This is a genomic window from Bacillus sp. S2(2024) (assembly GCF_050474045.1).
In the GTDB taxonomy this organism is placed as follows: domain Bacteria; phylum Bacillota; class Bacilli; order Bacillales; family Bacillaceae_G; genus Bacillus_A; species Bacillus_A yunxiaonensis.
On the sequence record NZ_JBFLUS010000003.1, the window covers coordinates 228,028 to 253,474 of the forward strand.

Here is a 25,447-nt window from a genome sequence, read left to right on the forward strand (position 1 = left end):
TATTGTACATAAATACAATGGGTTTTCACTATATATTTCTAATTGACATGAAAATGAAATATATGAAACATATAATTTGACATAAAGTGAACTTTCCATCAGTGGGGCGCATGCCAGCAGTTATCCCCACCTATCTTCTGTAGAAAAGCGGAAGCGGCTCGCCCAGAATCGCAGGATGCCCGCGCCTAAGGCAGAGAGGCGCTTTTTGCCTCGTCCGAAGGGGGGGAACGACCGGAGATTCTTGCCGCTAGAGCTGGACAACGATTCTCTCTGAATTTTGAGATGGGGATTTTACTGCCCGGGAATAACGGGATAAATGTTTCATACGTCACACTGTATGAAAAGGTTCTATACAAAAAACAGATACCTTACACATAATGAAGGCATCTGTTTAAAAATTATTGTATACAAAAAATAAAGGAAAAAAGATCCACATTTACCTAATTAAATCATAATACTGACAATAGTTGCAGATAGAATACTTACTAATGTTGCTCCGTATAGGAGTTTTAAGCCGAACCTTGCAACGACATTTCCTTGTTTTTCATGTAAGCTTTTTACTGCTCCTGAAACAATTCCAATAGAAGAGAAATTTGCAAAAGAAACTAGAAAGACGGAAATAATACCTACAGTACGAGGAGAGAGTGTATGGGCAAGTTTATTTAAATCCATCATGGCTACAAATTCATTTGTAATAAGCTTTGTTGCCATAATACTGCCTGCCTGTACAATTTCTGTAGCAGGTACGCCAATAATGAAAGCAATTGGAGAAAATGCATATCCGAGTAATTGTTGAAATGTAATACCAAAAATGATTGCAAATAAGCCGTTTATGGCGCTTATAAGAGCAACGAAACCGATCAACATTGCTCCAACAACAACTGCGACACGAAATCCATCTAAAATGTACTCTCCTAGCATTTCGAAGAAAGTCTGTTTTTCTTCCTTGATTTCTAAAATATCTTCTTCGTCTTTCACATCGTATGGATTAATGATTAATACGATAATAAATCCACTAAATAAGTTTAAGACGAGAGCAGTTACAACATACTTTGGTTCAATCATCGTCATATAGGCACCAACGATGGACATGGATACTGTGGACATTGCTGAAGCACATAGTGTATATAGACGATGTTTTGGAATTTGCCCGAGCTGTTTTTTTACAGTAATAAACACTTCTGATTGTCCAACAATAGCAGATGCAACTGCGTTATAGGACTCTAGTTTACCAAGTCCATTTATTTTGCTAAGTAAAAAGCCAACCCAGCGAATAATAAATGGTAAAATTTTGAAGTGTTGTAAGATTCCAATTAACACAGAGATAAATACAATTGGAAGTAAAACACTTAAAAAGAAGGACATTTCTCCTTTGTTTAAAAGACCACCAAATACGAAATTTACACCTGCAGCAGCGTATTCTAATAACTTACTAAACAAATTAGAAATTGCTGTTACAAGGATAAGCCCCATTTGTGTATTTAATAATAGGAACGTTAAAATTAATTGGATGATAAGCATGATAAGAATTGACTTGAACTTAATATGTTTTCTATTGTTACTTGCTATAAAAGCAAGAAAAAAAACAACAATGAGCCCGAGCACAAATGTGAAAAATTTCATAGTAATCCTCCTTATGAACTGTTTTGTCGCCCACCTCAAGATTCAAAGAGAAACGAGGAGTGGGAGATAACTGCTGGCATGTACCCGGTTGGACGGGCTTTCCATCAATGGGGGACACGGATGGAAGTTTCACTTTATATAGGTTTTTCATTTCATAGAAGAATATGCAAGAAAGGAAAAGATACGATGAATATTACTCATGTTCACCACATCGCAATTATTTGTTCAAATTACGAAGCATCAAAAAAATTCTATACAGAAGTACTTGGTTTTCAAGTTTTACGTGAAGTATATCGAGAAGAAAGAGAGTCATATAAGCTTGATTTATGTGTTGGAGATACATATCAAATTGAATTATTTTCATTTCCTAATCCACCAAGGCGAAAAACGTTTCCGGAGGCAGCGGGATTGAGACACTTAGCGTTTGCTGTTGAATGTATAGAAGAAGCTGTGTCATATCTACAGCAGCATGGTATACAAACGGAAGCAATTCGAATCGATGAAATTACTGGAAAACGTTTTGTGTTTTTTCAAGATCCCGATGGATTACCGCTGGAATTATATGAGAAATAAAAATATGTGAAATTTATACAGGTTTTCTTATGAAGGAATGAGGGAAAATAAAGAAAGTTAAACTTATTTTTTGCAGGAGGTGTAACCTTAGCTGTCTGCAGCTGAGGGAGGTATTTGGAAATAGGAAATTTAATACTGGTTGCCGTTTTAATTGCGTTAACAGGCTTTTTTGTTGCAATTGAATTTGCCATTGTTAAAGTACGCAGTAGTCGCATTGATCAACTCGTAGGAGAAAAAAGGCGAGGAGCAATAGCGGCAAAAAAGGTGGTTTCTAATTTAGATGAATATTTGTCAGCGTGTCAATTTGGGATTACAATTACGGCACTTGGACTTGGATGGTTAGGTGAACCAACTGTAAAACATGTATTAGAACCTGTATTGATTACACTTCGAATGGCTCCTGCCATTGCTAATACTGTATCTTTTATTATCGCATTTGCTGTTATTACTTTTTTACATGTTGTAATTGGAGAATTAGCACCAAAAACATTTGCAATTCAAAAAGCAGAGCAAATTAGTCTAATGTTTTCAAAGCCATTAATTTATTTTTATCGCATAATGTATCCATTTATTTGGACATTAAATCATGCCGCTCGTTTTGTGACGAGTTTATTTGGACTAAAACCTGCTTCTGAACATGAAGTTGCACACTCAGAAGAAGAGCTCCGCCTTATTTTATCGGAGAGTTATGAAAGCGGAGAGATTAATCAAGCGGAATTCAAATACGTAAATAATATTTTTGAATTTGATAATCGTCTTGCGAAAGAGATTATGGTACCGCGAACGGAAATTGTTGGATTATATGCGCAAGATTTATTTGAAACACATATTGAAATTATTCGGCAAGAAAAATATACAAGATATCCAGTATTCGGTGAAGATAAAGATGAAGTGATAGGAATGGTGAATGTGAAGGATTTCTTTATCCGTTATATGGATGGAGAAAAGCAAGAAGCAAAATCAATCACGACATATACAAGGCCTGTTATTGAAGTAATGGAAAACATTCCAATACATGATCTATTGTTAAACATGCAAAAAAAACGTATTCCGTTGGCCATTTTATATGATGAATACGGTGGAACAGCAGGACTTGTTACGCTTGAAGATATTTTAGAAGAAATTGTGGGAGAAATTCAAGATGAATATGATGAGGATGAACATCCACCTATTCAACATGTTACTGACGATTGTAAAATAGTTGACGGAAAAGTATTAATAAGTGAGATTAATGATTTGTTCGGTTTACATTTGGATGAACAGGATGTTGACACAATTGGGGGATGGTTAATGATGCAAGGACAACCAATTGCAGAAGGGGATACGGCTGTTGTTGGTGAATGGACATTTACTATTCTTGAAAAAGATATTCATCAAATTAAGCGAGTAGAGATTAAAAAAATGGAAACGAAAGAAAAAGGCTGATGAACGAGTCATCAGCCTTTTATATTAGAAAATATGGAACACAGCGTTAAGCTGAAGTAAGCTAATAATTAATAAGAAGATTAAACTATATTTCATTGTTGTTTTAAATAACGCTGATTCCTTACCAACTAGTCCAACTGCCGCACAAGCTACAGCAACTGATTGTGGTGATACCATTTTTGCCATTGTACCGCCTACTACATTTAATGCAACAAGAGTAGAAGGAACGATATCTAATTGAGCGGCTGTAACAGCTTGAAGAGGCGCAAATAGAGAACCGCTGGATACTACAGAACCAGTTAAGAATACGCCAATCCAACCTAAGATTGGAGAAAGAATAGGGAATGCATCTCCAGTAGATGATAAAGCTAAGCCAAGAGTTGAAGACATACCAGAATAGTTTGTTACATATGCTAATGCAATTACACTACAGATTGTATAAATTGGTGTTTTTAACTCTTTTAATGTTTCAATAGTTAATTCTTTTACTAACTTACCGCTGACACGAAATACAAGTAAAGATACGATAATTGCAAGTACAATTGCAGTAGTTGTTGATGAGAATACATCTAATTTAAAGATTGCTGGAAACGGTGTATTTGCTTTAACGATTGGCGCTGTTTTAATCACGTGATTGTGCAGGCCAGGTACTTGAATATTCCATACTAAGTTACTTAATGCACCATTTGGAGCGAATAAAGCTTTTACTACTTTTAAGTTGAAAATTGTTACAAATACAGTTAAGAATACAAATGGTGACCAAGCATATAAAATTTGTTTCATTGTATAACTTTGTTTTTCATTTTGTTTTGCTTTCTCTTTTGTTGAAGATTTTGGTTGCCATACACGTAAAAATAATGCTAATGCAACCATGCTAACTACAGCTGCGAAAATATCAGTAAGTTCTGCACCAAGGAAATATGTTACAACGAATTGAGTAAGAGCGAAAGAACCGCCGCTTACAAGAATACCTTGCCAAGTTTCTTTAACTCCTTTAAAACCATCAACGATTGCAACAAGTAAGAATGGTAAGACGAAACTAATAAATGGTAAAATTCCAACTGTATAACGACCAACAGTTAATGCGTCAAGTTGAGTTAATTGAGCAGGTACTGTAACTGGAATACCCATTGCACCCATTGCACCGCCGGCAATATTAGCAACTAAGCATATCCCTGCTGCTTTTAATGGATCAAATCCCATACCTACAAGCAGTGCTGCTGTAATAGCAACTGGTACACCAAAACCTGCTGCACCTTCTAAGAAAGCGCCGAAAGAAAAAGCAATTAATAATACTTGAAGGCGAGGGTCATCTGTAATGCTAGAAATACTGTCACGAATGACGTTAAATTGCTTAGTTTTTACAGTTAATTTGTAAAGGAATATGGCCGCGATAACAATTGTACAAATTGGATAAAATCCAGCGGCTACACCAAAGGCAGCGGATGTTACAGCCATAGTTGCTGGCATTTTATAGACAAATATAGAAAGAATAATAGCTAAAATAACACTATAAAGTCCAGACAAGTATCCTTTAATTTTAAAGACTGTTAAACATAGTACAAAAAATAAAATTGGTAGAGCGGCTACAAGTGCTGATAGCCAAATGTTGTGTAATGGGTCATAAATCTGTGTCCATGTACTCATAATTGCGACATCTCCTATATATAATTTGTGAAGTTATTCACATTTATTTGTGAAATAATTCACAATCAACTCACATTGTTAGTATAGTCTCCTTCAACACTATTGTCAACGTGAAAAAGTATAATTATTCCATAGAACCTTTAACTGTAAAAAATCTGCTACATTTTATGAAAAAATTGGAAGATATAAAAGGGGGTTGGTATACAGTAAAAAGCGTGCATGAATAGGATATGTTATATGGTGCTTATATATTCTTTGATTTTATATGTTCTATCCCGCTATTCGCGGGCAGTAAGATTCCTCTTCAGGAGTTAAAGAGATAGGGGATATGTCTTGTACGTGCCGAATTGAAGAGAACGATTACTAGTGGGATCTAATATAGAAAAATGAGATGTAAAAAATATAACAAAAGTATTGAGAAAATAGTTTTGCAAAGCAATGAACATGATTAGAGATACTTTGCTTTTTGTCGGAGTCGTATAGTATAATATTCAAACATCAAAAAGAGGATTTTCTCTTTATATAAAGGGGGAAGGTAGGTTTTATTGTTAGAAATTATTCAGTATAAAATTTAATAATAGGAAGAAATATAAAAATAAACGTGTACAAATAGAAAAATAAAAAGAAAAAATGAGGGGAAAGTATGTGTCCAAATCAATTTGAGTGTCGTATTTCAGAAGAGGATGTACAAATGTTGCGAGCGCTGGCTCATCCGCTTCGTCTTCGTCTTGTAATGGAGCTTATGCAGCGTGGAACTTGTAACGTAACACAGCTACAGGAAGTATTAGAAATTCCGCAATCTACAGTATCACAACATTTAACAAAGTTAAAGCAAAATAAAGTCGTACGTTTTGAAAGACGTGGTTTAGAAGTATATTATCAAGTTTACAGTGATAAAGTAAGTGAAGTTGTAAAAACATTATTTTCTTAAAATTTGGATATTATGGAAAAAAAGGTATGTATTTCTACATGCCTTTTTTTTGTGAAGTTAGGTTATAAAAGTGAAGGAGGATAAAATTCATCGAGACATGGCAATATAAAAAAGAATGTAATAAAGAATAAGGAGGGACCAATAGTGGATATAAAGAGAGCGAAACAAATTTTATCATCATCAAGTAGAATTGACGTTACATATCACGGTGTGCCTGTCTGGATTGAAAGCTGTGATGAGGCAAGTGGACTTGCTAATGTACATGATATAAAAACACCACATGAAACAGTACAAGTAGATATTACTGCATTAGAAGAGCATTAAAAAAAGCGGAGAAATTTCTCCGCTTTTTACATTTATTCCATTATTCCATCATACGTGAAATCATCTTAGAGAACATAAGAAGTACTAAACCGAGTACCATAACGATAATACCGATGCTTGCAAATACTTCTAAGTAGCCTAAAGATTGTGTGAAGGAAGCTAGTGCACCAGCTAGATAGTTCGCCATACCAGAACCCGCTAACCATACTCCCATTAATAGAGATGCTAATTTTACAGGGGCAACTTTACTTACCATTGATAGACCGATTGGTGATAGGAATAGCTCACCAATTGTATGGAATAGGTATGTGAAAACAATAAATAGTAAGTTAGCTTTTGTAACAATATGAGCTTCATCACTACCTGTTTTTAGAACTGCTAATGTTAATACAAGGTAACCGATTCCTAACAAAATCATACCAAGTGCCATTTTTGTCGGGATTTTTAAATCGCCATTTTTTGTTTTAGAAAGTTTTACCCATAACGTAGAAACAAGTGGTGCTAATAAAACGATAAATAATGGGTTAACAGATTGGAACCAAGGTGTTGGAATTTCCCATCCGAAAATCGTACGATCAACGAATTTATCTGTATAAAGAGTTAAAGAACTACCGGCTTGTTCAAAACCTGCCCAGAAGAAAACAACGAAGCAAGTTAAAATGATGATTGCCCAAGTACGGTTCTTTTCTTGTTTTGTTAAAGGTTTTTTCTCAATTACCTTTGCGCTTTTGTCTTTTGGTTTTTTACCTATAACTGTTGTTCCTGCTTTACCAAGGTAACGAGGAGCTAATAGGTTAAATAAAATCTGACCGATAATCATACCGATACAAGCAGCTAGGAAGCCATATTTGTATCCCATTACCATAGTACCGTTAACGCTTGTTTTAAAGAAATCTTGTGCTAGGAAACCACAAACAAGTGGTGCAAAGAAAGCCCCTACGTTGATACCCATGTAAAAGATTGTGAAAGCACTGTCACGGCGTGAATCATTTTCACCGTATAGTTCACCTAATAGGGTAGAGATATTTGGTTTGAAGAATCCATTACCAATAACTAATAATCCTAATCCTAAAAAGAGTCCAGTTTTTGTATTCATTGAAAATAATACAAAGTTACCAAGTGCCATAACAATACCACCAATAGTAATTGCAAGACGTCTTGGGATAAAGCGGTCAGTTAACCATCCACCAAAAATCGGTGTGAAATATACTAAAGCTGTAAAAGTTCCGTATAATTGCACTGCAAAAGCTTTGTCAAATCCAAGTCCACCGCTAACAACTGCAGTTGTTAAATAAAGAACTAAAAGTCCACGCATTCCATAATAGCTGAATCTTTCCCACATTTCTGTTAAGAACAACAAGTATAATCCCGGAGGATGTTTCTTCGGTGATTGTTGTTCTTCAGCTTTTTGTAACTTTAAAGCTGCATCCATATTTTTCCTCCTAATCCTGTCCTGTATAACGGATATTTATGTAATCATTTTAATTTACAAAATATTTAGAAGTCAATAGAATTATATGGAAATATAATAAAAACATTTCGTTAATTCTAAAAAAACCTCGTCATAATTTGTATTTTTCCCCGAAAACCTTAAAATAAGCGTTTTCAAATGCGTTCTTTTTTGTCCAAAAAGAATAAAAAAGTGTACTAATTCAGAAAATTCCAATTAAAATAATTTTTCTGATATATAGAATGTTTTTCTGATATACTTTTGAAATATAACATATTTTGAATAAGAATACAAAATAAAAAACAACTTCTATACTATAGAAATTGTTTTTTACTAGATATTTTATTTTACAAAGTAAAGTATTATTCAATGGTATCTAGCATTAAGTTAGCAACTAGTACGTCATCAGTTGTATGTAAAACATTATTACTAATTTTGTATATTTTATCGTTTTTTGCAGCATTAATAAAGGAGCATTGATGTATTCTTTTGCTAACTTTATCCCGCTATTCGTGGGCAGTAAGATCCCTCAGCCTCAAGATTGTGAAGTGGGGATGAAAAAACATTGATGAAAATTTCACTTCATTTTGTACATGAAAATAATAAAAACAGAGGAATACGCAGTCTACGTTCATATTCTTCTTCACTTTGAAAATGCTGAGGCTCTGGTGTTGCTTCGCGTAAACTAGTAATTGTGAAACCAGCATTTTGTAAAGAAAGGAAGTATTGCTCAATTGTACGATGATATTTAACAACTTGCTCATTAATCCATGGCTCGACGCGTTTGCCAGTTTTAAAATAATCATCAACAAGCCAGCTAGTTCGTTTTCCGCTTGTTTGTAAGCTTTCAAATGCGGAAGTTATAACCGGGTGTTGAACACTAAAGGCAAAAGTACCGCCAGGTTTTAACGTTTGAAAAATCTGTTTAAAAGTATCATCAATATGTTCAATATAGTGAAGGACAAGTCTAGATGTAACGATATCAAAAGTAGAAGGTGGGTATGTATAGTCTTTGAGGTTTAAAAGCTGGACAACTCCATTTGTATTTTGTAATTGCTTTTGAGCTTCTTCATACATACGATGAGAGCCTTCAATTCCGGTATATAATTGGCAGCCTTTCTGCATTAGCTCTACTCCAAATTGTGCATCACCACAGCCAAGGTCAAGAATACTTTTATCTTTTATATGGCCAAGTAACTGTAAGAGAGCGGGCTTTTCAATTGTGTCGTTTGGATTATCGGTTCGATGTCTACGTTTCATATATTGTTCAAAAAATAGGTTCTCATTGTAAACGTCAGATTCTGTATAAGACATTGTATCCTCCCCTTGAAAGCGTTTTTTCTATTCTAGCAAAATCCAAATAATAATAATAATAGATTTCTGTAATTATATAAGATATAATCATTATTTGTAAGCGTTTACTTTTGGCTATTTTTCTATAATATTTTTTTGAAACGTGTTAAGCTATTAAAGGGAGTATTGCCTATATTATGATAATGCTTTCTTTAATATGAATGATAGGGAGGTTTCACGATGTCTAGCAAAACACTTGACAAATTTTTAGTAGAAAACCTAGATGATTTGAAATCAAAGGGGCTTTATAACGTTATTGATCCGCTTGAAAGTTCTAATGGACCAGTCATTACAATTGGCGGAAAAGAATATATTAATTTATCTTCAAACAACTACCTTGGTTTAGCAACAGACGAACGTTTAAAAGAAGCAGCAATTGGTGCGATTCATAAATATGGCGTTGGTGCAGGTGCTGTTCGTACAATTAATGGTACGCTTGATTTACATGTGAAATTAGAAGAAACAATTGCAAAGTTTAAACATACAGAAGCAGCAATCGCATATCAATCTGGTTTCAACTGTAATATGGCAGCGATTTCAGCTGTTATGGATAAAAATGACGCAATTCTTTCTGATGAATTAAATCATGCATCTATTATTGATGGTAGCCGTTTATCAAGAGCGAAAATTATTGTTTATAAACATTCCGATATGGAAGATTTACGTAAAAAAGCAATCGAAGCAAAGGAATCTGGCTTATACAATAAATTAATGGTTATTACAGACGGTGTATTCTCAATGGATGGCGATGTAGCAAAACTACCAGAAATCGTTGAAATTGCAGAAGAACTAGATTTAATGACTTATGTTGACGATGCGCACGGTTCTGGCGTACTTGGAAAAGGTGCTGGTACGGTTAAACATTTTGGACTATCTGATAAAGTTGATTTCCAAATCGGTACATTATCTAAAGCAATTGGTGTAATTGGTGGATATGTTGCTGGTAAGAAAAACTTAATCGATTGGTTAAAAGTTCGTTCACGTCCGTTCTTATTCTCAACAGCATTAACGCCGGCTGATGCAGCAGCATGTATGAGATCCATTGAAATTTTAATGGAAAGCACAGAATTGCACGATCGTTTATGGGAAAATGGTCGTTATTTAAAACAAGGCTTAAAAGAGCTTGGTTTTAACATTGGAGACAGTGAAACACCAATTACACCTTGTATTATTGGTGATGAAGTATTAACACAACAATTTAGTAAGCGTCTAAATGAAGAGGGCGTATATGCAAAATCAATTGTATTCCCAACTGTAGCAAAAGGCACAGGCCGTGTTCGTAATATGCCAACAGCAGCACATACGAAAGAAATGCTTGATGAAGCAATTCGCACGTATGAAAAAGTTGGGAAAGAAATGGGGATTATTTAACACATTCGCATCTATGAAAGCTTGCAAATGAGGAGTGGGGAAAATGAAAAAAATTCTAGTAACCGGTTCTTTAGGCCAAATTGGTTCTGAACTTGTAACGAAACTTCGTGATGTATATGGTGCATCAAACGTTATCGCAACAGATATTCGTGAAACAGATAGTGAAGTTGTAAAGTCTGGCCCATTTGAAATACTAGATGTAACAGATGGTCAAAAGTTACATGAGATTGCAAAGCGTAATGAAGTGGATACAATCATTCATTTAGCAGCATTACTTTCTGCAACGGCGGAAAAAAATCCACTATTTGCTTGGAACTTAAATATGGGCGGTCTTGTAAATGCGTTAGAAGCGGCTCGTGAATTGAACTGTAAGTTCTTCACACCAAGCTCAATTGGTGCATTCGGTCCGACAACACCAAAAGATAATACACCACAAGACACCATTCAGCGTCCAACTACGATGTATGGGGTAAATAAAGTAGCTGGAGAGCTTTTATGTGATTATTACTATCAAAAGTTTGGTGTAGATACGCGCGGCGTACGCTTCCCAGGTTTAATTTCTTATGTTGCGCCTCCTGGAGGGGGAACAACTGACTATGCAGTTGAAATCTATTATGAAGCAATTAAAAAAGGTACGTACACTTCTTACATTGCAGAAGGAACATACATGGATATGATGTATATGCCAGATGCACTGCAAGCGATTATTTCTTTAATGGAAGCAGATCCAAGCAAGCTAAAACATCGTAATGCATTTAACATTACAGCAATGAGCTTCGAGCCAGAACAAATTGCAGCATCTATTCGTAAGCACATTCCAACATTCACGATGGATTACGCAGTTGATCCAGCTCGTCAAAAGATTGCAGATAGCTGGCCAAACTCAATCGATGCAACAGCAGCGAAAGAAGAGTGGGGCTTTAAAGCAGACTATGATTTAGACAAAATGACAGCTGATATGCTTGCGAAATTAAAAAAAAAATTAGAAGCTGAGCTAGTACTTGGCTAATTGAAAGAAAGCCGATTCAATGTATTGAATCGGCTCTTTTTGTCAGTATACTCATTTAAGCTGAGGGATATTTGCTGGTGAAGGTTCAGTCTAGGTAAGAAACAAGGTCTAGTAGTGATTAAAGGCGTTATCCCGCTATTTGTGGGGAAGAAAATCCCCGCTCTGATGGAAGTTTCACTTTATCCCGCATTAACTGGCAGTAATACTCCCACCTCAAAATTCGGTGAAAGCAAAGAAGTTAGGTGGGAGATAAACTGCCCGTAAAAGCCCGATTGGTTCAACTAATAATCAGTGGGGGATGAAGAAAACCCCCACTGATTAAAGTTTCACTTTATCTAGACTTTCGTTCATGCGTGTCTATATTTTCCGCTTCTGGGTGTTGGTATTCCGTTTCTTCGTACTGTTTTTCATATTCGTAGCTAAATGCTTTATGTGTTTTTTGATCCTCATCCCAAGGTGTCGATTTTCCTAGCTTTCTGTTAGTGGGAGAACCGTAAGGTCCTTCAGGAAGTTCCTCAGGAATGACATATTGATGTCGAGCTTTAGCAGCAGTAACATCTGTATATTGTTCATCTTTTTTGGAAGACAAATGGAACACCCTTTCAAATATATTTAATAGTAGACTTCTTTCTTAATATACCCAAAAAGATTTCTATGGATTTTGAATTTCCTTTTATCCCGTTATTTGCGGGCAAAAAATCCCCACTGATGGAAGTTTCACTTTATCGGCGCTTCGACACAAGACGACTACAAAACGACTAAAAAAACAGGAGCTGCCCCCAGCTCCTGTTTCTATTCGATTGTTTTCAATAATAACTTCTTCAATAATGGCTTAATCTTTAATCGTAAATCTTCAGCATGATTCGCTACTAAGAAGTGGTGGTTATAAATGTTTTTCATCAACTGATAGGTCGCTTCTTTTGCTTCGCCTTCTTCGATAAAAATTCCAATGACTTCTATGCCGCTTTTACGAGCAAGTTTAACAGCTTCATGTGTATCTAAAATACCATCTTGTTGATAATCTAATGCAGATGGTTCACCATCTGTAAAGACGAGCAGGAATTTATGTTTTTCAGGACGTTTCGCAAGTTTTTCTGAAACGATGCGAATGATGTATCCATCGCGATTATCTTCTTCTTCACGAAGTTGCATGACTTCTGGGCCGATGCTTGGAATCGTTGAATTTTGATACGTTACGACTTCGTGAATGACATTTGGTTTGTTTTCTGGGGTCGCGCTAGAAGCATCTTCCCAAAACCCACTAATTGCATGCGGGATTTTTAATGATTTTAAAGCTTCATGGAAAAGAACAACGCTTTTTTTCGTTTCTTCCATTTTGTTATACATTGAACCAGAGCAGTCAACTAATAAGTGGAACACAACGTCAAGTTCTTGTGATTCTTGTCCTTTTTTATAGAACATACGTGGTTGTTTTTCTGTGTAAATACGCAGGAATTTTTTACGAAGTCTCCCGTAGTATTTATCAGCATGTGCGTTTGTTTTATTTTCAATCGTTTTTTCGATAATTTTCTTTAGTTCTTTCACATCTTTATTAACGACAGACTTAATGGCCTGATAGTCTTTCTTTTCGTCAGGATTAGGCTTTCGTGCTTCTTTAAATGTATGTGATGCACCGACGTTATACTTACCGTACACACCTTCATTTTGACTAGAAGCATGGGATGCTCTCGTATCCTCAGTATCCGTTCCGTCGAAATTCGACTGCGTACTTTTTTGTGAAGTACCTTGTACAGAGGCGAGCGCTTGATCGCTATCCTCAGATTCCCGGGCCGTATCACCCATCATGTTCGTTTTTGTGCCGCTTTCTAATTCAAAGCGCAAGAAGTTTTCGTTTTCATTGTTTTTATTTTCACGATGCCACGTTGAAAAGCTTTCGTTTATTTTGCTTTTATTATCGTCATCATCAACAATTTGAACATCGTCATTTGCTAATTCATCTACGCGTTCCTCTATTTTTTCAAAAACGACAGAAGTATTGAGCGGCGCAAGGCCAAAGTAGTTATTAATCATATCGTTCTCTAAGAGATCTTCTAAACGATAGCGAATTTTTTCTACAATATACATTGTATCTTCTGTAGTACGCGTTTGGAATGTTTCGTGTAAGATTGCTTCAATGTGTTCAAAGTAATCGTTGTTAAACATTTCGTATTTGTCGCTTGTTAATGTTAAGTAACATAAACAAATGAGCATATCAGTATGATAGTTACGAATACGGTTAATTTCGTATTGTGAGCTGAAATAATTCCGATACATTTCTTTTCGGCGTGCAAAAATTGGTTTTGTACCAGGGCGCTCTCGTTTAACAATTTCTTCAACTCGTAAATCTTCTAATAGAACAAATAATTGCGTTAAAAAATTTTTAAGTGGTGATTGCTGTAATTCTTTTGCATAGTTGCGAATAAGTTGCATATCGGAATGATGTTTGTAGCCGAGAGCTTTTAAATATACCTCACTTTTTAAACCGACCACTTTATCGGTTTCGCTTCGATCATCCCAAAAATGACTGATGACAATTTTATTTTCGATTTCGTCATAATATGCTTTATATCCATATTCTAAATATGCATTTTCTTCTTTTAGAAGGGCATACATTAAATTTTCCATTTGCAGAAACAGAGACGCATCGATTTTTTTGTCACTAAAAATTTGTCTCATGAATTATCCCTCATAGAAATAACTTTCTGCTAATTCACGCACCGTCATTTGTTCTGTTTCATCGCTTAATTTTGCAATAATGCTTCGTTCAATTGCACGCATTACTGGAATATATACACTTAAATCACATGCATCGATAATACCGCGAATACTTGCAGCTTCTTCACTTACACGGCCATCGCGAGCAAGCGGCATCAGGTCACTTGCGAATGCTACAAAATTTTCGATTGTTGCTGTTTCCTTTAATTTCGATTCTGCTAATAAGAGTTCTTTTAATGTATCACCTTGAATATAGGGAACTTCAATAATAACAAAGCGATTTTTTAATGCTTCATTTAGTTCGCTCGTTCCAACATAGCCTTCGTTAATCGCCGCAATTACACGATATTCATCACTACCGTACACAACTTCTTGTGTGAATGGATTTGTAATCATTTTACGATAGTCTAGTGCACCGTGAAGAAGTGGAAGTGTTTCTGGTTTTGCCATGTTAATTTCGTCGATATAAAGGAAGTGACCGTTTTTCATTGCTTTCATTAATGGACCATCAACGAAAGTAACTTCAGATGCACCGTCTGTTGTTGTTAATGTGTTGTATCCTAAAATACCTTCTACATCTAAATCAACAGAACAGTTAATGCTATGCATTGGCTTTTGGAATAAATAAGATAACGTTTCCGCAAGAACGGTTTTCCCACTTCCAGTAGGGCCTTTTAATAAAACGTTTTTCCCAAGAAGTAATGCAGTAATTGCATCTTCAATAATGCTGTTATCTGATGCTTTATACATTTTCGTTCCAATTAAAGTAGCAGCATTGCCAGCTGTATGTTTATTTGTTTCGTGAATATTTACAAGTTGCTCTTTTAATCCTTCATGTATATGAAATTGTTCTAACATGTATTTCCCACCTAACATTATTTTCATAAAGTAAACAATCCTTCTTATGATAACGCGTTTTTATAGGTGAAGCAAAGAAAAAACATCTTCCAATTTGGAAGATGTTCCCTTATCTCGCTATTCGTGGGCAGTAAGACTCCCACCTCAATATTTAGAGAGAAGCAAAGAGGATAGGTGGCACCACACTGATGGAAGTTTCACTTTATAAAAGTGGCGAAATAAGTCGCATTAGTGATTCAAGCATTCTTTTTCGAATGCTTCTCTTTTGAAATACTTCCCAGCGAATTTCTGTGGAATCTTTAAAGTCTTGTTTGAAATCACGTTTAATATCAAGGACAGTCGAAGAATCATATAACATAGCGATTAATTCATAATTCAGTTCAAAACTACGAATGTCCATGTTCGCTGTTCCAATTGTTGCAATTTCCTCATCAATTAATACAATTTTAGCATGCATAAATCCGTCCTTATAACGATAAATAGAAACGCCTGCTTCTAATAACGGGGCAAAGTAAGATTGAGAAGCTTGATCACTTATGACGCTATCGCTTATGCCAGGATATAGAATACGGATATCAATTCCAGCGATTGCACTTAAACGTAGTAATGTTAATGTTTCTTGATCGGGAATAAAATATGGTGTTGCAATCCAAATAGAACGTTTTGCGGATGTCATAGCCGCTAATAACGCATTTCGAATTGTTTTGTCATTTGCACTCGGGCCGCTTGCGACAATTTGGACAGCACCTTCTGCGTCAACCGTCCACATTGGAAAATACTCTCTATTCATAAAAGGTTCCCAAGAATAGCTATTTAATCCACTACATGCGTATAACCAATCTTCTAGAAAGATGGCTTGTAGTTTGTATAGTGCTTTCCCTTCAAGTTTTAAATGACTATCTCGCCAAATTGGAAATTTCTTAGAACGACCAAGATATTCATCTCCAACATTCAATCCGCCTGTAAATCCAATTTTCCCATCAATAATAATGATTTTACGATGATTCCGGTAGTTGACGGTTTCGATTAACCATGGAGAAAGGATAGGTTCGAATTCTACTATCTCAATTCCTGCGTCCTTCATCGGTTGCAAAAAGCTACTTCGTAACTGGGAGCTTCCGAGGTCATCAAATAAAAAGCGGACAGTTACACCAGCTTTTGCTTTTTCAATTAAAGCATCCCGGATCTTTGTTCCAATTTCATCAGCTCGATAAATGTAATATTGAATATGAATGTGATGTTTTGCCTCTTGAATGGAGGTTAAAATCTCTGTAAATGTTTCATCTCCGTTTGTTAGTAATTTTGTTGCAGTTTCATTAGCGAGGGGTCCCCCGCCAAATTTTTGAACGATAGTAGCCAAATGGGCAGCGCGTTCATTTAGAGACGCTGGTATTTCTTGTTTTAATCGACTTCCTTCTAAAATTTCACGGAACACCTTTCTTCGCTCTTCATCACGATGTAAATGTTTTTTTCGGCGCCATCTGCTTCGACCAAATAGTGCATACAAAAACACACCAAAAACAGGAAGAATTGCTAATACTAAAAACCAAGCTAACGTACTTTGTGGGGAGCGGTTTTCAATAAAGATGATGAAAGCAATACCAACAGATGTAATAAAGAATACTGTTCCAACGAAGGTATATAACGATATGGATGATTTGTTTAATAGAAATAATATAACAGTTGTAATTGCAATAACGAATAATAATTGCAGAACGCGATTTTTCATTGGTAGGAATGTCACCTTTTTCTGATTAGTTATATCCTTATTATAAAGTGTTTCATTTTCATTAAACAATAGCCCGCGCTTCCTAAATTTGTCCTGTGTATATCTGTATTGTCGGAGGGTTTGGTCATGGGTGGCATGCCGAACTACAGTTACGTATTATTAAAAGGAGATTTTTGAGTGTGGGGTCTAAAAACTATTATAGGAAGAGATATCATCTGTTAGAACGGGTAGTGTTTTTTTTGTTCTTCATTTCACTAGTTAAAAGAGTGTAGATAATAGAGGGAGATCTAGATTCGAGACCTTCACTTCTATAAAGCTGTGGAAGTTTTCATAATTATAGTTAAAACGAGGAGGATTATACTTGTTGTGTTCAAGAAGCATAAGGTTTTATGATAAGGTATCTATACAAAATTCATTTAATTTAATATGATCATAATAAAATTTCAAATGTTAAATATGATAGGAAAAGGAGGAGATGGCTACTAAATAGGCTGTATAATCGCAAAATCGTTAAGTATTTATTGGTAATTGATTTTTTAGTATCAATGCGTGTTATTATATATTTCGTCATTCATCTCTTGTTCCTCAAGTATTGGTGTTATGAGTATTGCTGTGCTTCATTATATATTATGTACTCGTTATGTATTTTCAACTAAGACAAATTCATAGACTGGCTCTGTTTATTTATTAACCTTTATGAGAGGAAATTTTTTCTTAAATTCTATTTTACGGATCTTGTATGATGTTTTACATATTTCGTTTCAATATTCTAAAGTAATTTCAGTAGGAGAAAGTTTTTTTAAAATTATGGAGTTCGTAATGTATGATTTACGAATGCTGAAAAATGGTTAAAGGAGAAATTGTAATGATTACAAAATATCGTTTACATTTTTATTTGAATGCAAGACATTATGTATCTATCAATGGAAATAAGTCTACTGTACATCCACATACATGTGAAATTACATTGCTTATTTCACATGATGGAGCTGAAGAGTTAAATTTTGCTCATATTGAAGATGTCATTGGGGGGTATTTAAATGAATACCAGGGAACATGCTTAAATGATTCTCCTAGATTTTCAGGAAAAAATTGTACGATGGAGCAAATTGGGAGAATCTTTTTTACAGACTTAACAGAGAATTTAAGAAAACAGCACGTGCCATTAGAAGAATTAACAATTAGTGAAAATCCAATGCGACAATATGTTATTCAAAGAGGGTAGAGAGGAAAGTAGTATGACAATTGAACAACGAAAACGAGTTTGGCTGTTTTTTTTTCAATTTTCTTTATTAGTAGCATGTGCTTTACTTATGTCATGGTATGTGAATCGTTTCGGGCGTTATCCGTGGGGATCGGACACGTATGGACACTTATATAAAGCAAATTTACTATATGAAGAATTTCAAAAAGGAAACTGGTATGTTAATTACAGTGCTGAATGGTATAACGGATTTCAACCATTTCGATTTTGGGCACCTTTATCTTATTATATCTTAGCTGTATTACGAATGTTTACAACGGATATGATTGGAGCTTATCAATTATTTTTTATTTTTCTTTTTATTGTAGGGGGCTTGGGCTGGTTATTGTGGGGAGTGTATACAAAACGGCAATGGCTAGCATTTTTTATATGTAGAAAGACAATCAGCAGGACATTCTAAGCAAGACGGCTGGACATTTCATGTGATTTTTCCTGATGCGAAACAAGGTGGGAGAGGTAACTCGGAATCCATTGAGGTAAATGGTAAATGTCAAATGGTTCAATATCATTATTCAATTGTAAATCTAATTAGTGGAAAAGGAAATCAATATTCTATAAGTGTAGACTCAGGAAAATACCAAGAGCAAACCTTTTCTGTAAGTAGTAATAAGAAGGAACTAGAATTCCGAGTTCCCTTAAAAGAGTTTGGTTTAGATGGAAAAAAAGAAATTCGCTTTGCATTAAAATCAAATGTAAATGGAAAAGTTTGTCCAGCAAAAAATACAATTGACTGGGTTCCAGACGGAGGTGGCTGGATTACCATTGACAATGGTCCAACATTATGGCAGTTCTCTGCAATCATAGGATTTGGAATCGCAGGATTTGCAGCATATCGAATTTTTCGTTTTCAAAAGAGAAATAAAAACTAGTCGTTTAGTAGACTAGTTTTTATTTTATCCCGCTATTTGCGGCAGTAAGACTCCCACCTCAAGAATTAGAGAGAAGCGAGGAGTGGAGGATAAAAAACCCCCACTGATGGAAGTTTCACTTTATATATCAGATGAGCAGATCATTACATTTTAGATGAAATGTTTTCCAATTTATTGGTGAAAAAACACGAATACTTTGGTATTATTGTCTTGTAACGTTATATGTAATTATTATGATAATTTTGAGGAAGAATAAAACATTCTATAATATTTTTATTTAAAAGTTTTAGTTAAAGATATTTAAAAGGTGAAATGTTTGTTAGTGAGGCCTCCATTGATTGTTAACTTAATGAATGGAGTTATCATCATCCCTATATTTTAAAGAATATAGATGATGATTCCTTCTCATTAATTATAAGAAGGAAAACGTATTGTCTTGTTATTGAGAGAGGAAACAAGGGGAGATAGGGCATGATAGAGCAGCAAAATCTTGTGTTACATGATTCGTCGCTCAATGGGGCGATGAAAGCATTGCAAGATATAAAATTTGCTTTAGATGAATCATCAATTGTTGCTATTACTGACCGGGATGGTTATATTACATACGCAAATGAAAAATTTTGTAAGATTTCGAAGTATACAAAGGAAGAACTAATTGGACAGAATCATCGCATTTTAAATTCTGGATATCATCCAAAGTCTTTTTTTAAGCACTTATGGAAACGTATTCTAAGTGGAAAAGTTTGGCGTGGAGAAATACGTAATAAAGCAAAAGACGGATCCTATTATTGGGTAAGTACTACCATTGTTCCTTTTCTAGATGATAGCGGGGAACCATATCAATTTGTTTCCATTCGAAATGAGGTAACAGGACGAAAAGAGATGGAGCAACGGTTAAGGGTAAGTGAAAATCGCTATCGCAAATTAGCATATCATGATATGCTAACGGGCTTGCCAAATCGTTTACAATTAACGACATTAGCAAATAAACATGTAGACGGAAAAACACCGTTTAGTCTTATTTATTTTGATTTAGATCGTTTTAAATTGATAAACGATACATTAGGACATGCGATGGGGGATTTATTACTTGAAGAAGTGGCATCACGTCTCTACTATGAATTAAGTGATATGGATGTGCTCTCAAGATTTGGCGGGGATGAATTTGTCTTATTAACGCAAAAGAATACCTTAAAAGATCTACAACAGTTAGCAAGTTTGATTCTTTCTTGTTTTCAAGAACCATTTATACTAGATGGAAATGAAGTATATGTTTCTGCTAGTTTAGGAATATGTTCATATCCAAAAGATGGTGAGGATATTGAAGTTTTATTAAAAAATGCAGATTTATCAATGTATAGTGCAAAAGAGCAAGGCAATAACCCTATTTGTTTTTTTACAGATGATTTACGAGCAAAAGTGCATCGGAAAATGGAAGTTGAACTTGTATTGCAAAAGGCAATTCGTGACGAAAAATTAAAAGTAGTAATGCAGCCAATCGTCGATTTACAAACAAAGCAATACTCTGGGGTAGAGACATTACTACGCTGTTATACGGAAGAAGGGCCGATTTCTCCGTCTGAATTTATTCCAATTGCAGAAGAATGTGGATTGATTTCAAAGTTAGGGGATTGGATATTAGAGCAATCATGTAGAATATTTAAAACATTGCCGGCATATGCAGAAGGTTTACAGTTATCTGTAAATATATCCATTCAACAAATTATGCAAAAGCGTTTTATACCTGCTTTGCGTAGTATATTAGCGCGTACTTCATTTTCACCAAATCGATTAATTTTAGAGATTACTGAGAGTATCGCGATAAGCCACTTTGAGGATATTATTGCTTCCCTTCAAGAATTAAGAAATATGGGAATTTTAATTGCACTAGATGATTTTGGAACAGGGTATTCATCGTTATATTATTTAAAGCGGTTACCACTTGATATTGTAAAGATTGATCGTAATTTTATTCAAGAATTTCATCATATCCAGGCACAATCTGAAAGAACAATTGTAAAATCGGTTATTGACATTGCACATAGTTTAAATATGAAGGTTGTTGCAGAAGGGGTGGAAACTGTTGAACAAGAAACGTTACTACAATCAATGGGATGTGACTATGTACAAGGATTTTATTATGCTAAGCCGTTAACAGTATCAGAATTAAAAAATGAATTTTAACCGAAAAACACTAGCTCTTTAGGGAGCTAGTGTTTTTAAGTTTAACTAATTTTTGTATTAAGTGTTTCTATGTTCTTTTCAGTAGTATTTTTCATGATAAATGGATAAATAATTAATCCGATTACGAATAATCCTATTCCTAGGAAAAAAGTTTTCATATCAGCTGTTCCTGTTTTGATAACCCAAATGGAATAGATAAGAGCAAGTACTGTAACTACACCGTCAAGTTTACGAGAGCCTTGCATGTTCTCATATGTTTCACCAGTAATAATAAGTTTTAATTGATATAATGTTGAAACAAGATATGGAATTAAATAAGCAAGCGTAGCGACAACAACAGCAAAGCTATACGCCTCTGATACTGAACCGGAAATAGTAGAGAATAAGAATATTTGTGTCATGATATTTGTTAGTAATAATGAGTTCTTTGGGCTTCCCTTCTTATTTGTTTTTCCAAAGAAAGCTGGGAATAATCCGCTTTTTGCTGCTTGATAAGGAACTTCTGCACTTACAACAATCCAGCCGACTGTAGAGCCGAATAGGGAGACAAGTGCTAGGAATGCCATAATATATGCACCCTTATTACCGATAGCCATATTTAATGCATCAACCAATGGTTTTTGTGATGCTTTCAGCGCATCTTGTGGAAGAGCACCCATTGTTAACAATGTAATTGCTACATAAATTAGAAGAGCAATTACTAATCCGAAAATCGTAGCTTTTTTTACATCGCGTTGTGACTTTGCGCGGTTGGAAAGCATAACAGCTGACTCGATACCAATAAACGCCCAAAGTGTTGAGATGGCAGCAGCATTGATTTGTCCGCCTAATGGAATGGACTTTCCAGCTTCATTCATAAAAGTTTGACCATCACCGAAATTAGCTGCATTAAAAATGAATAATGTAATGATAATAAACATTGTAAATCCAATAATTTTTGCGACAGTTGCCAGTAAATTCATATTACCAGCACGATCAATATTTTGAGAAAGAATATATTGAATGCCCCATAGCATAATACTACATACAGCAAATGTTAAGGCTTTTCCAAGCTCTAATGAAAAACCATTTGTTGTGAATAAAATTTGTTTACTTTGCAGAACTGGGAAGAACGTAGATAAATATCCAGCAAATGAAATAATGACAGAAGCTGTTGCAGCCCAGTTTGCAGCCCAGTATCCCCATGCCATGCTATAACCAGCCACTTTACCAGCTTTTGGTGATGTAAACATTGCTTGCGCATAGCTTTGCGGACCTGCTTTTAAATTTGGTTTTCGCATTGCTAAGTTTCCGAACACGAGTGCAATCATAAATACACCAAGACCAGTAATTGTCCATGCAAGCGTGGATCCCATTGGTCCTGATACTTGCGCTAAATTTGCTGGAAGCATAAACACGCCGCCGCCAACCATATTTCCAACAACGAATGCTGTTAAAACCCATAAACCCCATTTTTTTGTTGCCATGATTGTCTAACTCCTTTTTGTAATAGTTTTTTTGTTTTATTATTTTTTGTACCTAGTGTTTTTTGGAAATAAAAAAGAGCCATGTAGATAAAAAATACCTACATGGCTCTTTGCCTAACGTAGGTACAACGGGAATAACCCTTGTACCTACGCGTGAATTTTTCCGCTAGGTTTCAAGGGTTTACGTATGATGATGATGTTTTTGTGCAAATGTAACTACAGTTGTATAAGTAAGCATAGTTCTTTGCTCCCTTTCTCCTCTGATTTTGAAGTAAGTATACTACATGTTTTTTAGAAAGGGAAGAGAAAAATATAAATTTTTTTATAAAAATTCATACAGGTGATTAAATATTTATCCTGTTTTTTCTTACTATTTGTAAAGTAACAAATTTAGGAATTCATTTTTAACATACTGTAATCACAAAATTGTAGGCGCTAGATGTTCATGAGATGAAAACAGAAGACGGAAAGTATGTTTTCGTATTTATATCTCTTTTTACAGGGAATAGTAAGGTTGTTACTGAGCGTTTGTAATATTTTTTGATGGACATGGAGGAAAGTAAATGGAAAATAGGAAGTCCGCTAGAGCTCTTATGTGGGGGATAATCTTTGTATGTGTTGTCCTTTTTAACTTTTCAAAACCAACATACGCTTATATTCCTTCTGAAGATCAAATTGTAAAGAGCAAACCAAATCATTATGGAACTGAGGAAAACCAACCGGCATACGATATTTGGGGACAAACGATTTCGCAAAAAAAGGCGAATGAGTTGTTGAAAACGAATGAAGGCAAAATGTTATTATCACCACAAAACGGAGCAGTGAAAATTGACAAGAATTTATTAAAAGTGGGGAGAGAGTCTTTTTATGAAGAAACATTTGGAAATGAAGTGTTTCTTACAGACATAATGGGGATTTTAAATGGTGCGTTAACTTTAGAAAATATTAAAAAAGCAATTTACGACTTGCATGGAAAAGGGACAACAAGTTTACGTGTCGAACTGGCGAAAACTGTGAAAATAGGAGATAAAACGTTTGAAAAAGGAACAAAGGTTGATACGGGTTTAGATGTTGCAAGAGGTTCTAATGAAGTGTTAGGGATGCCTATTATTAAGCCTGAAGGAAAAGAGAAGATAGGAGTAAGCTGTGCTGCATGCCATGCAACGGTAACTAGAGATACAAAAAAAGTGATTGAAGGTGCTGCAAATAATGATTTTAATGGTGGCCTCATTTTAGCACTAGGGACAAATTCAGCAGCTTATTTTTCTCGTGCAGAAATTAAGTCATTACAAGACTATATAAAAGATTTAGGGCGAACAGTAGTGACTTCTGATGGGAAAAAAGCTCCGCTTCCTGATCCAGAGATGATAGAGGAGACTGTAGATCGTACTTTATTAAAATGGCCAAGCGGAAATTTTGATGCGAGTAGTGATTTGGTGAATAATCCAACACAAATTCCAGATTCTTTTACATTTGGAGATCATCCTTATGGGTGGAATGGGTTTGCACAAGCTGGTCCGTTTAAAGGGCTAAGTGTAATTAATAGTGCTGTAAATATTCAAGGATCAGATTTAACGACATTAGCACATGCTAGTCCATTCCTTTTCAAAATTGACAAGGAAGTTTATTTAGGAACAATGTTACAAAATGCAGCGAATCCAAAATATCGATATGATCCTAAAAGTGGAAAGAAACCATCTGATTTTTTTGCTTCAGTTGATCCGAACCCAGGAGTTCCAGGAGTAAATGAGTTAATTATGCTTCCGACATTTCCAAGGCCGTCTTTAATCTCTCCTAATGGTTTATTATCAAGTTCCCCTGGCTATCGGGTTATGGAGCAAAATAATGGAATGTCGGCATTACAAAATACATTTGTTTCTCCTAAGCCCCCATTATCTGTTGATGAAAAGACGATAAAACAAGGGAAGAGTGTGTTTGTACGTGCAGGTTGTATTACTTGTCATGCTGGACAAGCCTACACAAATAATCGAATTATTCGAGTTAATGAAATTAAGACCGAGCCATCAAGAGCGAAATCATTTGAAGCGATAGGTAAAAGTTTAGCAGATCCTATCATATATTCACCAGATACACCAGTACCTGTACCGAAAGGAGCGAAACAGTTAAAAGTTCCGGCTTATTCGTTAGATAAGGAGAAAATTGATTTAGCATATATGTTAAATGGTTCACCTGGTGGTTACAAAGTTCCAAGTTTGTTAGGGCTTTATTGGGGAGCGCCGTATTTACATGATGGAGGTATTGCGGTTGGCCAAAACGTGGAGAGTGAACTAGGCATGACAGGAACGGTATCAAAAGGAATTGAGCCTAATCCGTTTAACAGTTTACGAGCATTAATTGATCAAAACTTGAGAAGAAAAGTAATTGAAGCAAACAAAAGTTCAAAGGATTTACAAGACACACATATTACGGGAGAAGGACACGAATATTGGATAGATTCTTCTACAGGTTTTTCAAAACAAGAGCAGGAAGCTTTAATCAACTATTTACTTACATTAGAATGAAAACTTCTGCCACTTATCCCTTTCGGATCTTGAAGTGGGGGTTTCTCCGTGTATCACCTTCAAGAGATGCTTAACACGACAGCTGCCTGATGGTACAACCCCTCTATTCCATATGTAACAGGAAATAAAAAAAC

The 25,447-nt window shown here is 35.2% G+C and carries 20 protein-coding genes; 11 read left to right on the top strand and 9 right to left on the bottom strand.

The genetic code is table 11. The features are described from left to right. Nucleotides 1–444: 444 nt before the first annotated feature. Nucleotides 445–1,623 carry a NupC/NupG family nucleoside CNT transporter gene (locus AB1284_RS01295; protein ID WP_429752277.1) on the bottom strand — a complete coding sequence of 393 codons (1,179 nt, stop codon included), beginning with the start codon at nt 1,621–1,623 and terminating at the stop codon, nt 445–447. A 186-nt stretch (nt 1,624–1,809) separates the two neighbouring features. On the opposite strand from AB1284_RS01295, the gene gloA2 reads away from it, so the two are divergent. Further along, nucleotides 1,810–2,196: an SMU1112c/YaeR family gloxylase I-like metalloprotein gene (gene gloA2, locus AB1284_RS01300; protein WP_429754375.1), complete on the top strand. Its 387-nt coding sequence runs from the start codon at nt 1,810–1,812 to the stop codon at nt 2,194–2,196. A gap of 114 nt (nt 2,197–2,310) precedes the next feature. Then, a complete protein-coding gene (locus AB1284_RS01305) occupies nt 2,311–3,621 on the top strand; it encodes a hemolysin family protein (RefSeq protein WP_429752276.1) in 1,311 nt (436 codons plus the stop codon). Nucleotides 3,622–3,645: 24 nt separating this feature from the next. On the opposite strand, the gene AB1284_RS01310 is transcribed toward AB1284_RS01305, so the two are convergent. After that, entirely contained in the window at nt 3,646–5,268 is a 1,623-nt protein-coding gene (locus AB1284_RS01310; protein WP_429752274.1) for a lactate permease LctP family transporter, read from the bottom strand. Nucleotides 5,269–5,911: 643 nt separating this feature from the next. Between AB1284_RS01310 and AB1284_RS01315 the strand changes: the two genes are divergently transcribed. Together AB1284_RS01315 and AB1284_RS01320 are read left to right on the top strand one after the other, a co-directional pair. Beyond that, nucleotides 5,912–6,199 carry an ArsR/SmtB family transcription factor gene (locus AB1284_RS01315; protein ID WP_429752272.1) on the top strand — a complete coding sequence of 96 codons (288 nt, stop codon included), beginning with the start codon at nt 5,912–5,914 and terminating at the stop codon, nt 6,197–6,199. 144 nt (nt 6,200–6,343) lie between these two features. Beyond that, nucleotides 6,344–6,523, top strand: coding sequence for an acid-soluble spore protein H (locus AB1284_RS01320; protein WP_429752270.1), 180 nt, complete (start codon nt 6,344–6,346; stop codon nt 6,521–6,523). 40 nt (nt 6,524–6,563) lie between these two features. Here the strand turns inward: AB1284_RS01320 and AB1284_RS01325 are convergent, their stop codons facing one another. Next, nucleotides 6,564–7,955: a peptide MFS transporter gene (locus tag AB1284_RS01325; protein ID WP_429752268.1), complete on the bottom strand. Its 1,392-nt coding sequence runs from the start codon at nt 7,953–7,955 to the stop codon at nt 6,564–6,566. Nucleotides 7,956–8,555: 600 nt separating this feature from the next. Continuing rightward, entirely contained in the window at nt 8,556–9,287 is a 732-nt protein-coding gene (locus tag AB1284_RS01330) for a class I SAM-dependent DNA methyltransferase (protein WP_429752266.1), read from the bottom strand. A 219-nt stretch (nt 9,288–9,506) separates the two neighbouring features. On the opposite strand from AB1284_RS01330, the gene AB1284_RS01335 reads away from it, so the two are divergent. Together AB1284_RS01335 and AB1284_RS01340 are read left to right on the top strand one after the other, a co-directional pair. Beyond that, entirely contained in the window at nt 9,507–10,697 is a 1,191-nt protein-coding gene (locus tag AB1284_RS01335) for a glycine C-acetyltransferase (protein ID WP_429752264.1), read from the top strand. 34 nt (nt 10,698–10,731) lie between these two features. Continuing rightward, nucleotides 10,732–11,706: an L-threonine 3-dehydrogenase gene (locus AB1284_RS01340; RefSeq protein WP_230575157.1), complete on the top strand. Its 975-nt coding sequence runs from the start codon at nt 10,732–10,734 to the stop codon at nt 11,704–11,706. Nucleotides 11,707–12,037: 331 nt separating this feature from the next. Here AB1284_RS01340 and AB1284_RS01345 read toward each other — a convergent pair whose 3' ends face one another. The 4 genes from AB1284_RS01345 to AB1284_RS01360 form a co-directional block, all read right to left on the bottom strand. Further along, complete coding sequence (locus tag AB1284_RS01345; protein ID WP_429752262.1) at nt 12,038–12,295, bottom strand: hypothetical protein; 258 nt, start codon at nt 12,293–12,295, stop codon at nt 12,038–12,040. Between the two features lie 203 nt (nt 12,296–12,498). After that, nucleotides 12,499–14,382, bottom strand: coding sequence for a vWA domain-containing protein (locus tag AB1284_RS01350; RefSeq protein ID WP_429752260.1), 1,884 nt, complete (start codon nt 14,380–14,382; stop codon nt 12,499–12,501). A gap of 3 nt (nt 14,383–14,385) precedes the next feature. Then, complete coding sequence (locus AB1284_RS01355; RefSeq protein ID WP_429752259.1) at nt 14,386–15,279, bottom strand: AAA family ATPase; 894 nt, start codon at nt 15,277–15,279, stop codon at nt 14,386–14,388. Between the two features lie 202 nt (nt 15,280–15,481). Next, nucleotides 15,482–17,008 carry a cardiolipin synthase gene (locus AB1284_RS01360; RefSeq protein WP_429761846.1) on the bottom strand — a complete coding sequence of 509 codons (1,527 nt, stop codon included), beginning with the start codon at nt 17,006–17,008 and terminating at the stop codon, nt 15,482–15,484. Nucleotides 17,009–17,873: 865 nt separating this feature from the next. Between AB1284_RS01360 and AB1284_RS01365 the strand changes: the two genes are divergently transcribed. The 4 genes from AB1284_RS01365 to AB1284_RS01380 all read left to right on the top strand — a co-directional run bounded on the left by AB1284_RS01365 (nt 17,874) and on the right by AB1284_RS01380 (nt 21,325). Further along, nucleotides 17,874–18,233 (top strand): 6-carboxytetrahydropterin synthase, encoded by a 360-nt coding sequence (locus AB1284_RS01365; RefSeq protein ID WP_429752255.1) that lies wholly within the window; start codon nt 17,874–17,876, stop codon nt 18,231–18,233. Nucleotides 18,234–18,246: 13 nt separating this feature from the next. After that, entirely contained in the window at nt 18,247–18,672 is a 426-nt protein-coding gene (locus AB1284_RS01370; RefSeq protein WP_429752253.1) for a 6-pyruvoyl-tetrahydropterin synthase-related protein, read from the top strand. A gap of 22 nt (nt 18,673–18,694) precedes the next feature. Further along, the gene (locus AB1284_RS01375) at nt 18,695–19,141 is read left to right on the top strand and encodes a hypothetical protein (protein ID WP_429752252.1); all 447 of its coding nucleotides are present in this window, start codon (nt 18,695–18,697) and stop codon (nt 19,139–19,141) included. Nucleotides 19,142–19,612: 471 nt separating this feature from the next. Further along, nucleotides 19,613–21,325 (top strand): putative bifunctional diguanylate cyclase/phosphodiesterase, encoded by a 1,713-nt coding sequence (locus AB1284_RS01380; RefSeq protein WP_429752250.1) that lies wholly within the window; start codon nt 19,613–19,615, stop codon nt 21,323–21,325. Between the two features lie 41 nt (nt 21,326–21,366). Here the strand turns inward: AB1284_RS01380 and AB1284_RS01385 are convergent, their stop codons facing one another. After that, a complete protein-coding gene (locus tag AB1284_RS01385; protein WP_429752248.1) occupies nt 21,367–22,791 on the bottom strand; it encodes an amino acid permease in 1,425 nt (474 codons plus the stop codon). Between the two features lie 563 nt (nt 22,792–23,354). Here AB1284_RS01385 and AB1284_RS01390 point away from each other — a divergent pair. Next, nucleotides 23,355–25,313, top strand: coding sequence for an electron transport protein (locus AB1284_RS01390; protein ID WP_429752247.1), 1,959 nt, complete (start codon nt 23,355–23,357; stop codon nt 25,311–25,313). Nucleotides 25,314–25,447 lie beyond the last annotated feature (134 nt).

Excerpts from the sequence above, each read along its gene's own strand:
- AB1284_RS01295 (WP_429752277.1), bottom strand. The coding sequence starts at position 1,623 with ATGAAATTTTTCACATTTGTGCTCGGGCTCATTGTTGTTTTTTTTCTT.
- gloA2 (WP_429754375.1), top strand. The coding sequence starts at position 1,810 with ATGAATATTACTCATGTTCACCACATCGCAATTATTTGTTCAAATTAC.
- AB1284_RS01310 (WP_429752274.1), bottom strand. The coding sequence starts at position 5,268 with ATGAGTACATGGACACAGATTTATGACCCATTACACAACATTTGGCTA.
- AB1284_RS01315 (WP_429752272.1), top strand. The coding sequence starts at position 5,912 with ATGTGTCCAAATCAATTTGAGTGTCGTATTTCAGAAGAGGATGTACAA.
- AB1284_RS01325 (WP_429752268.1), bottom strand. The coding sequence starts at position 7,955 with ATGGATGCAGCTTTAAAGTTACAAAAAGCTGAAGAACAACAATCACCG.
- AB1284_RS01330 (WP_429752266.1), bottom strand. The coding sequence starts at position 9,287 with ATGTCTTATACAGAATCTGACGTTTACAATGAGAACCTATTTTTTGAA.
- AB1284_RS01335 (WP_429752264.1), top strand. The coding sequence starts at position 9,507 with ATGTCTAGCAAAACACTTGACAAATTTTTAGTAGAAAACCTAGATGAT.
- AB1284_RS01350 (WP_429752260.1), bottom strand. The coding sequence starts at position 14,382 with ATGAGACAAATTTTTAGTGACAAAAAAATCGATGCGTCTCTGTTTCTG.
- AB1284_RS01355 (WP_429752259.1), bottom strand. The coding sequence starts at position 15,279 with ATGTTAGAACAATTTCATATACATGAAGGATTAAAAGAGCAACTTGTA.
- AB1284_RS01360 (WP_429761846.1), bottom strand. The coding sequence starts at position 17,008 with ATGAAAAATCGCGTTCTGCAATTATTATTCGTTATTGCAATTACAACT.
- AB1284_RS01365 (WP_429752255.1), top strand. The coding sequence starts at position 17,874 with ATGATTACAAAATATCGTTTACATTTTTATTTGAATGCAAGACATTAT.
- AB1284_RS01370 (WP_429752253.1), top strand. The coding sequence starts at position 18,247 with ATGACAATTGAACAACGAAAACGAGTTTGGCTGTTTTTTTTTCAATTT.
- AB1284_RS01380 (WP_429752250.1), top strand. The coding sequence starts at position 19,613 with ATGATAGAGCAGCAAAATCTTGTGTTACATGATTCGTCGCTCAATGGG.
- AB1284_RS01385 (WP_429752248.1), bottom strand. The coding sequence starts at position 22,791 with ATGGCAACAAAAAAATGGGGTTTATGGGTTTTAACAGCATTCGTTGTT.
- AB1284_RS01390 (WP_429752247.1), top strand. The coding sequence starts at position 23,355 with ATGGAAAATAGGAAGTCCGCTAGAGCTCTTATGTGGGGGATAATCTTT.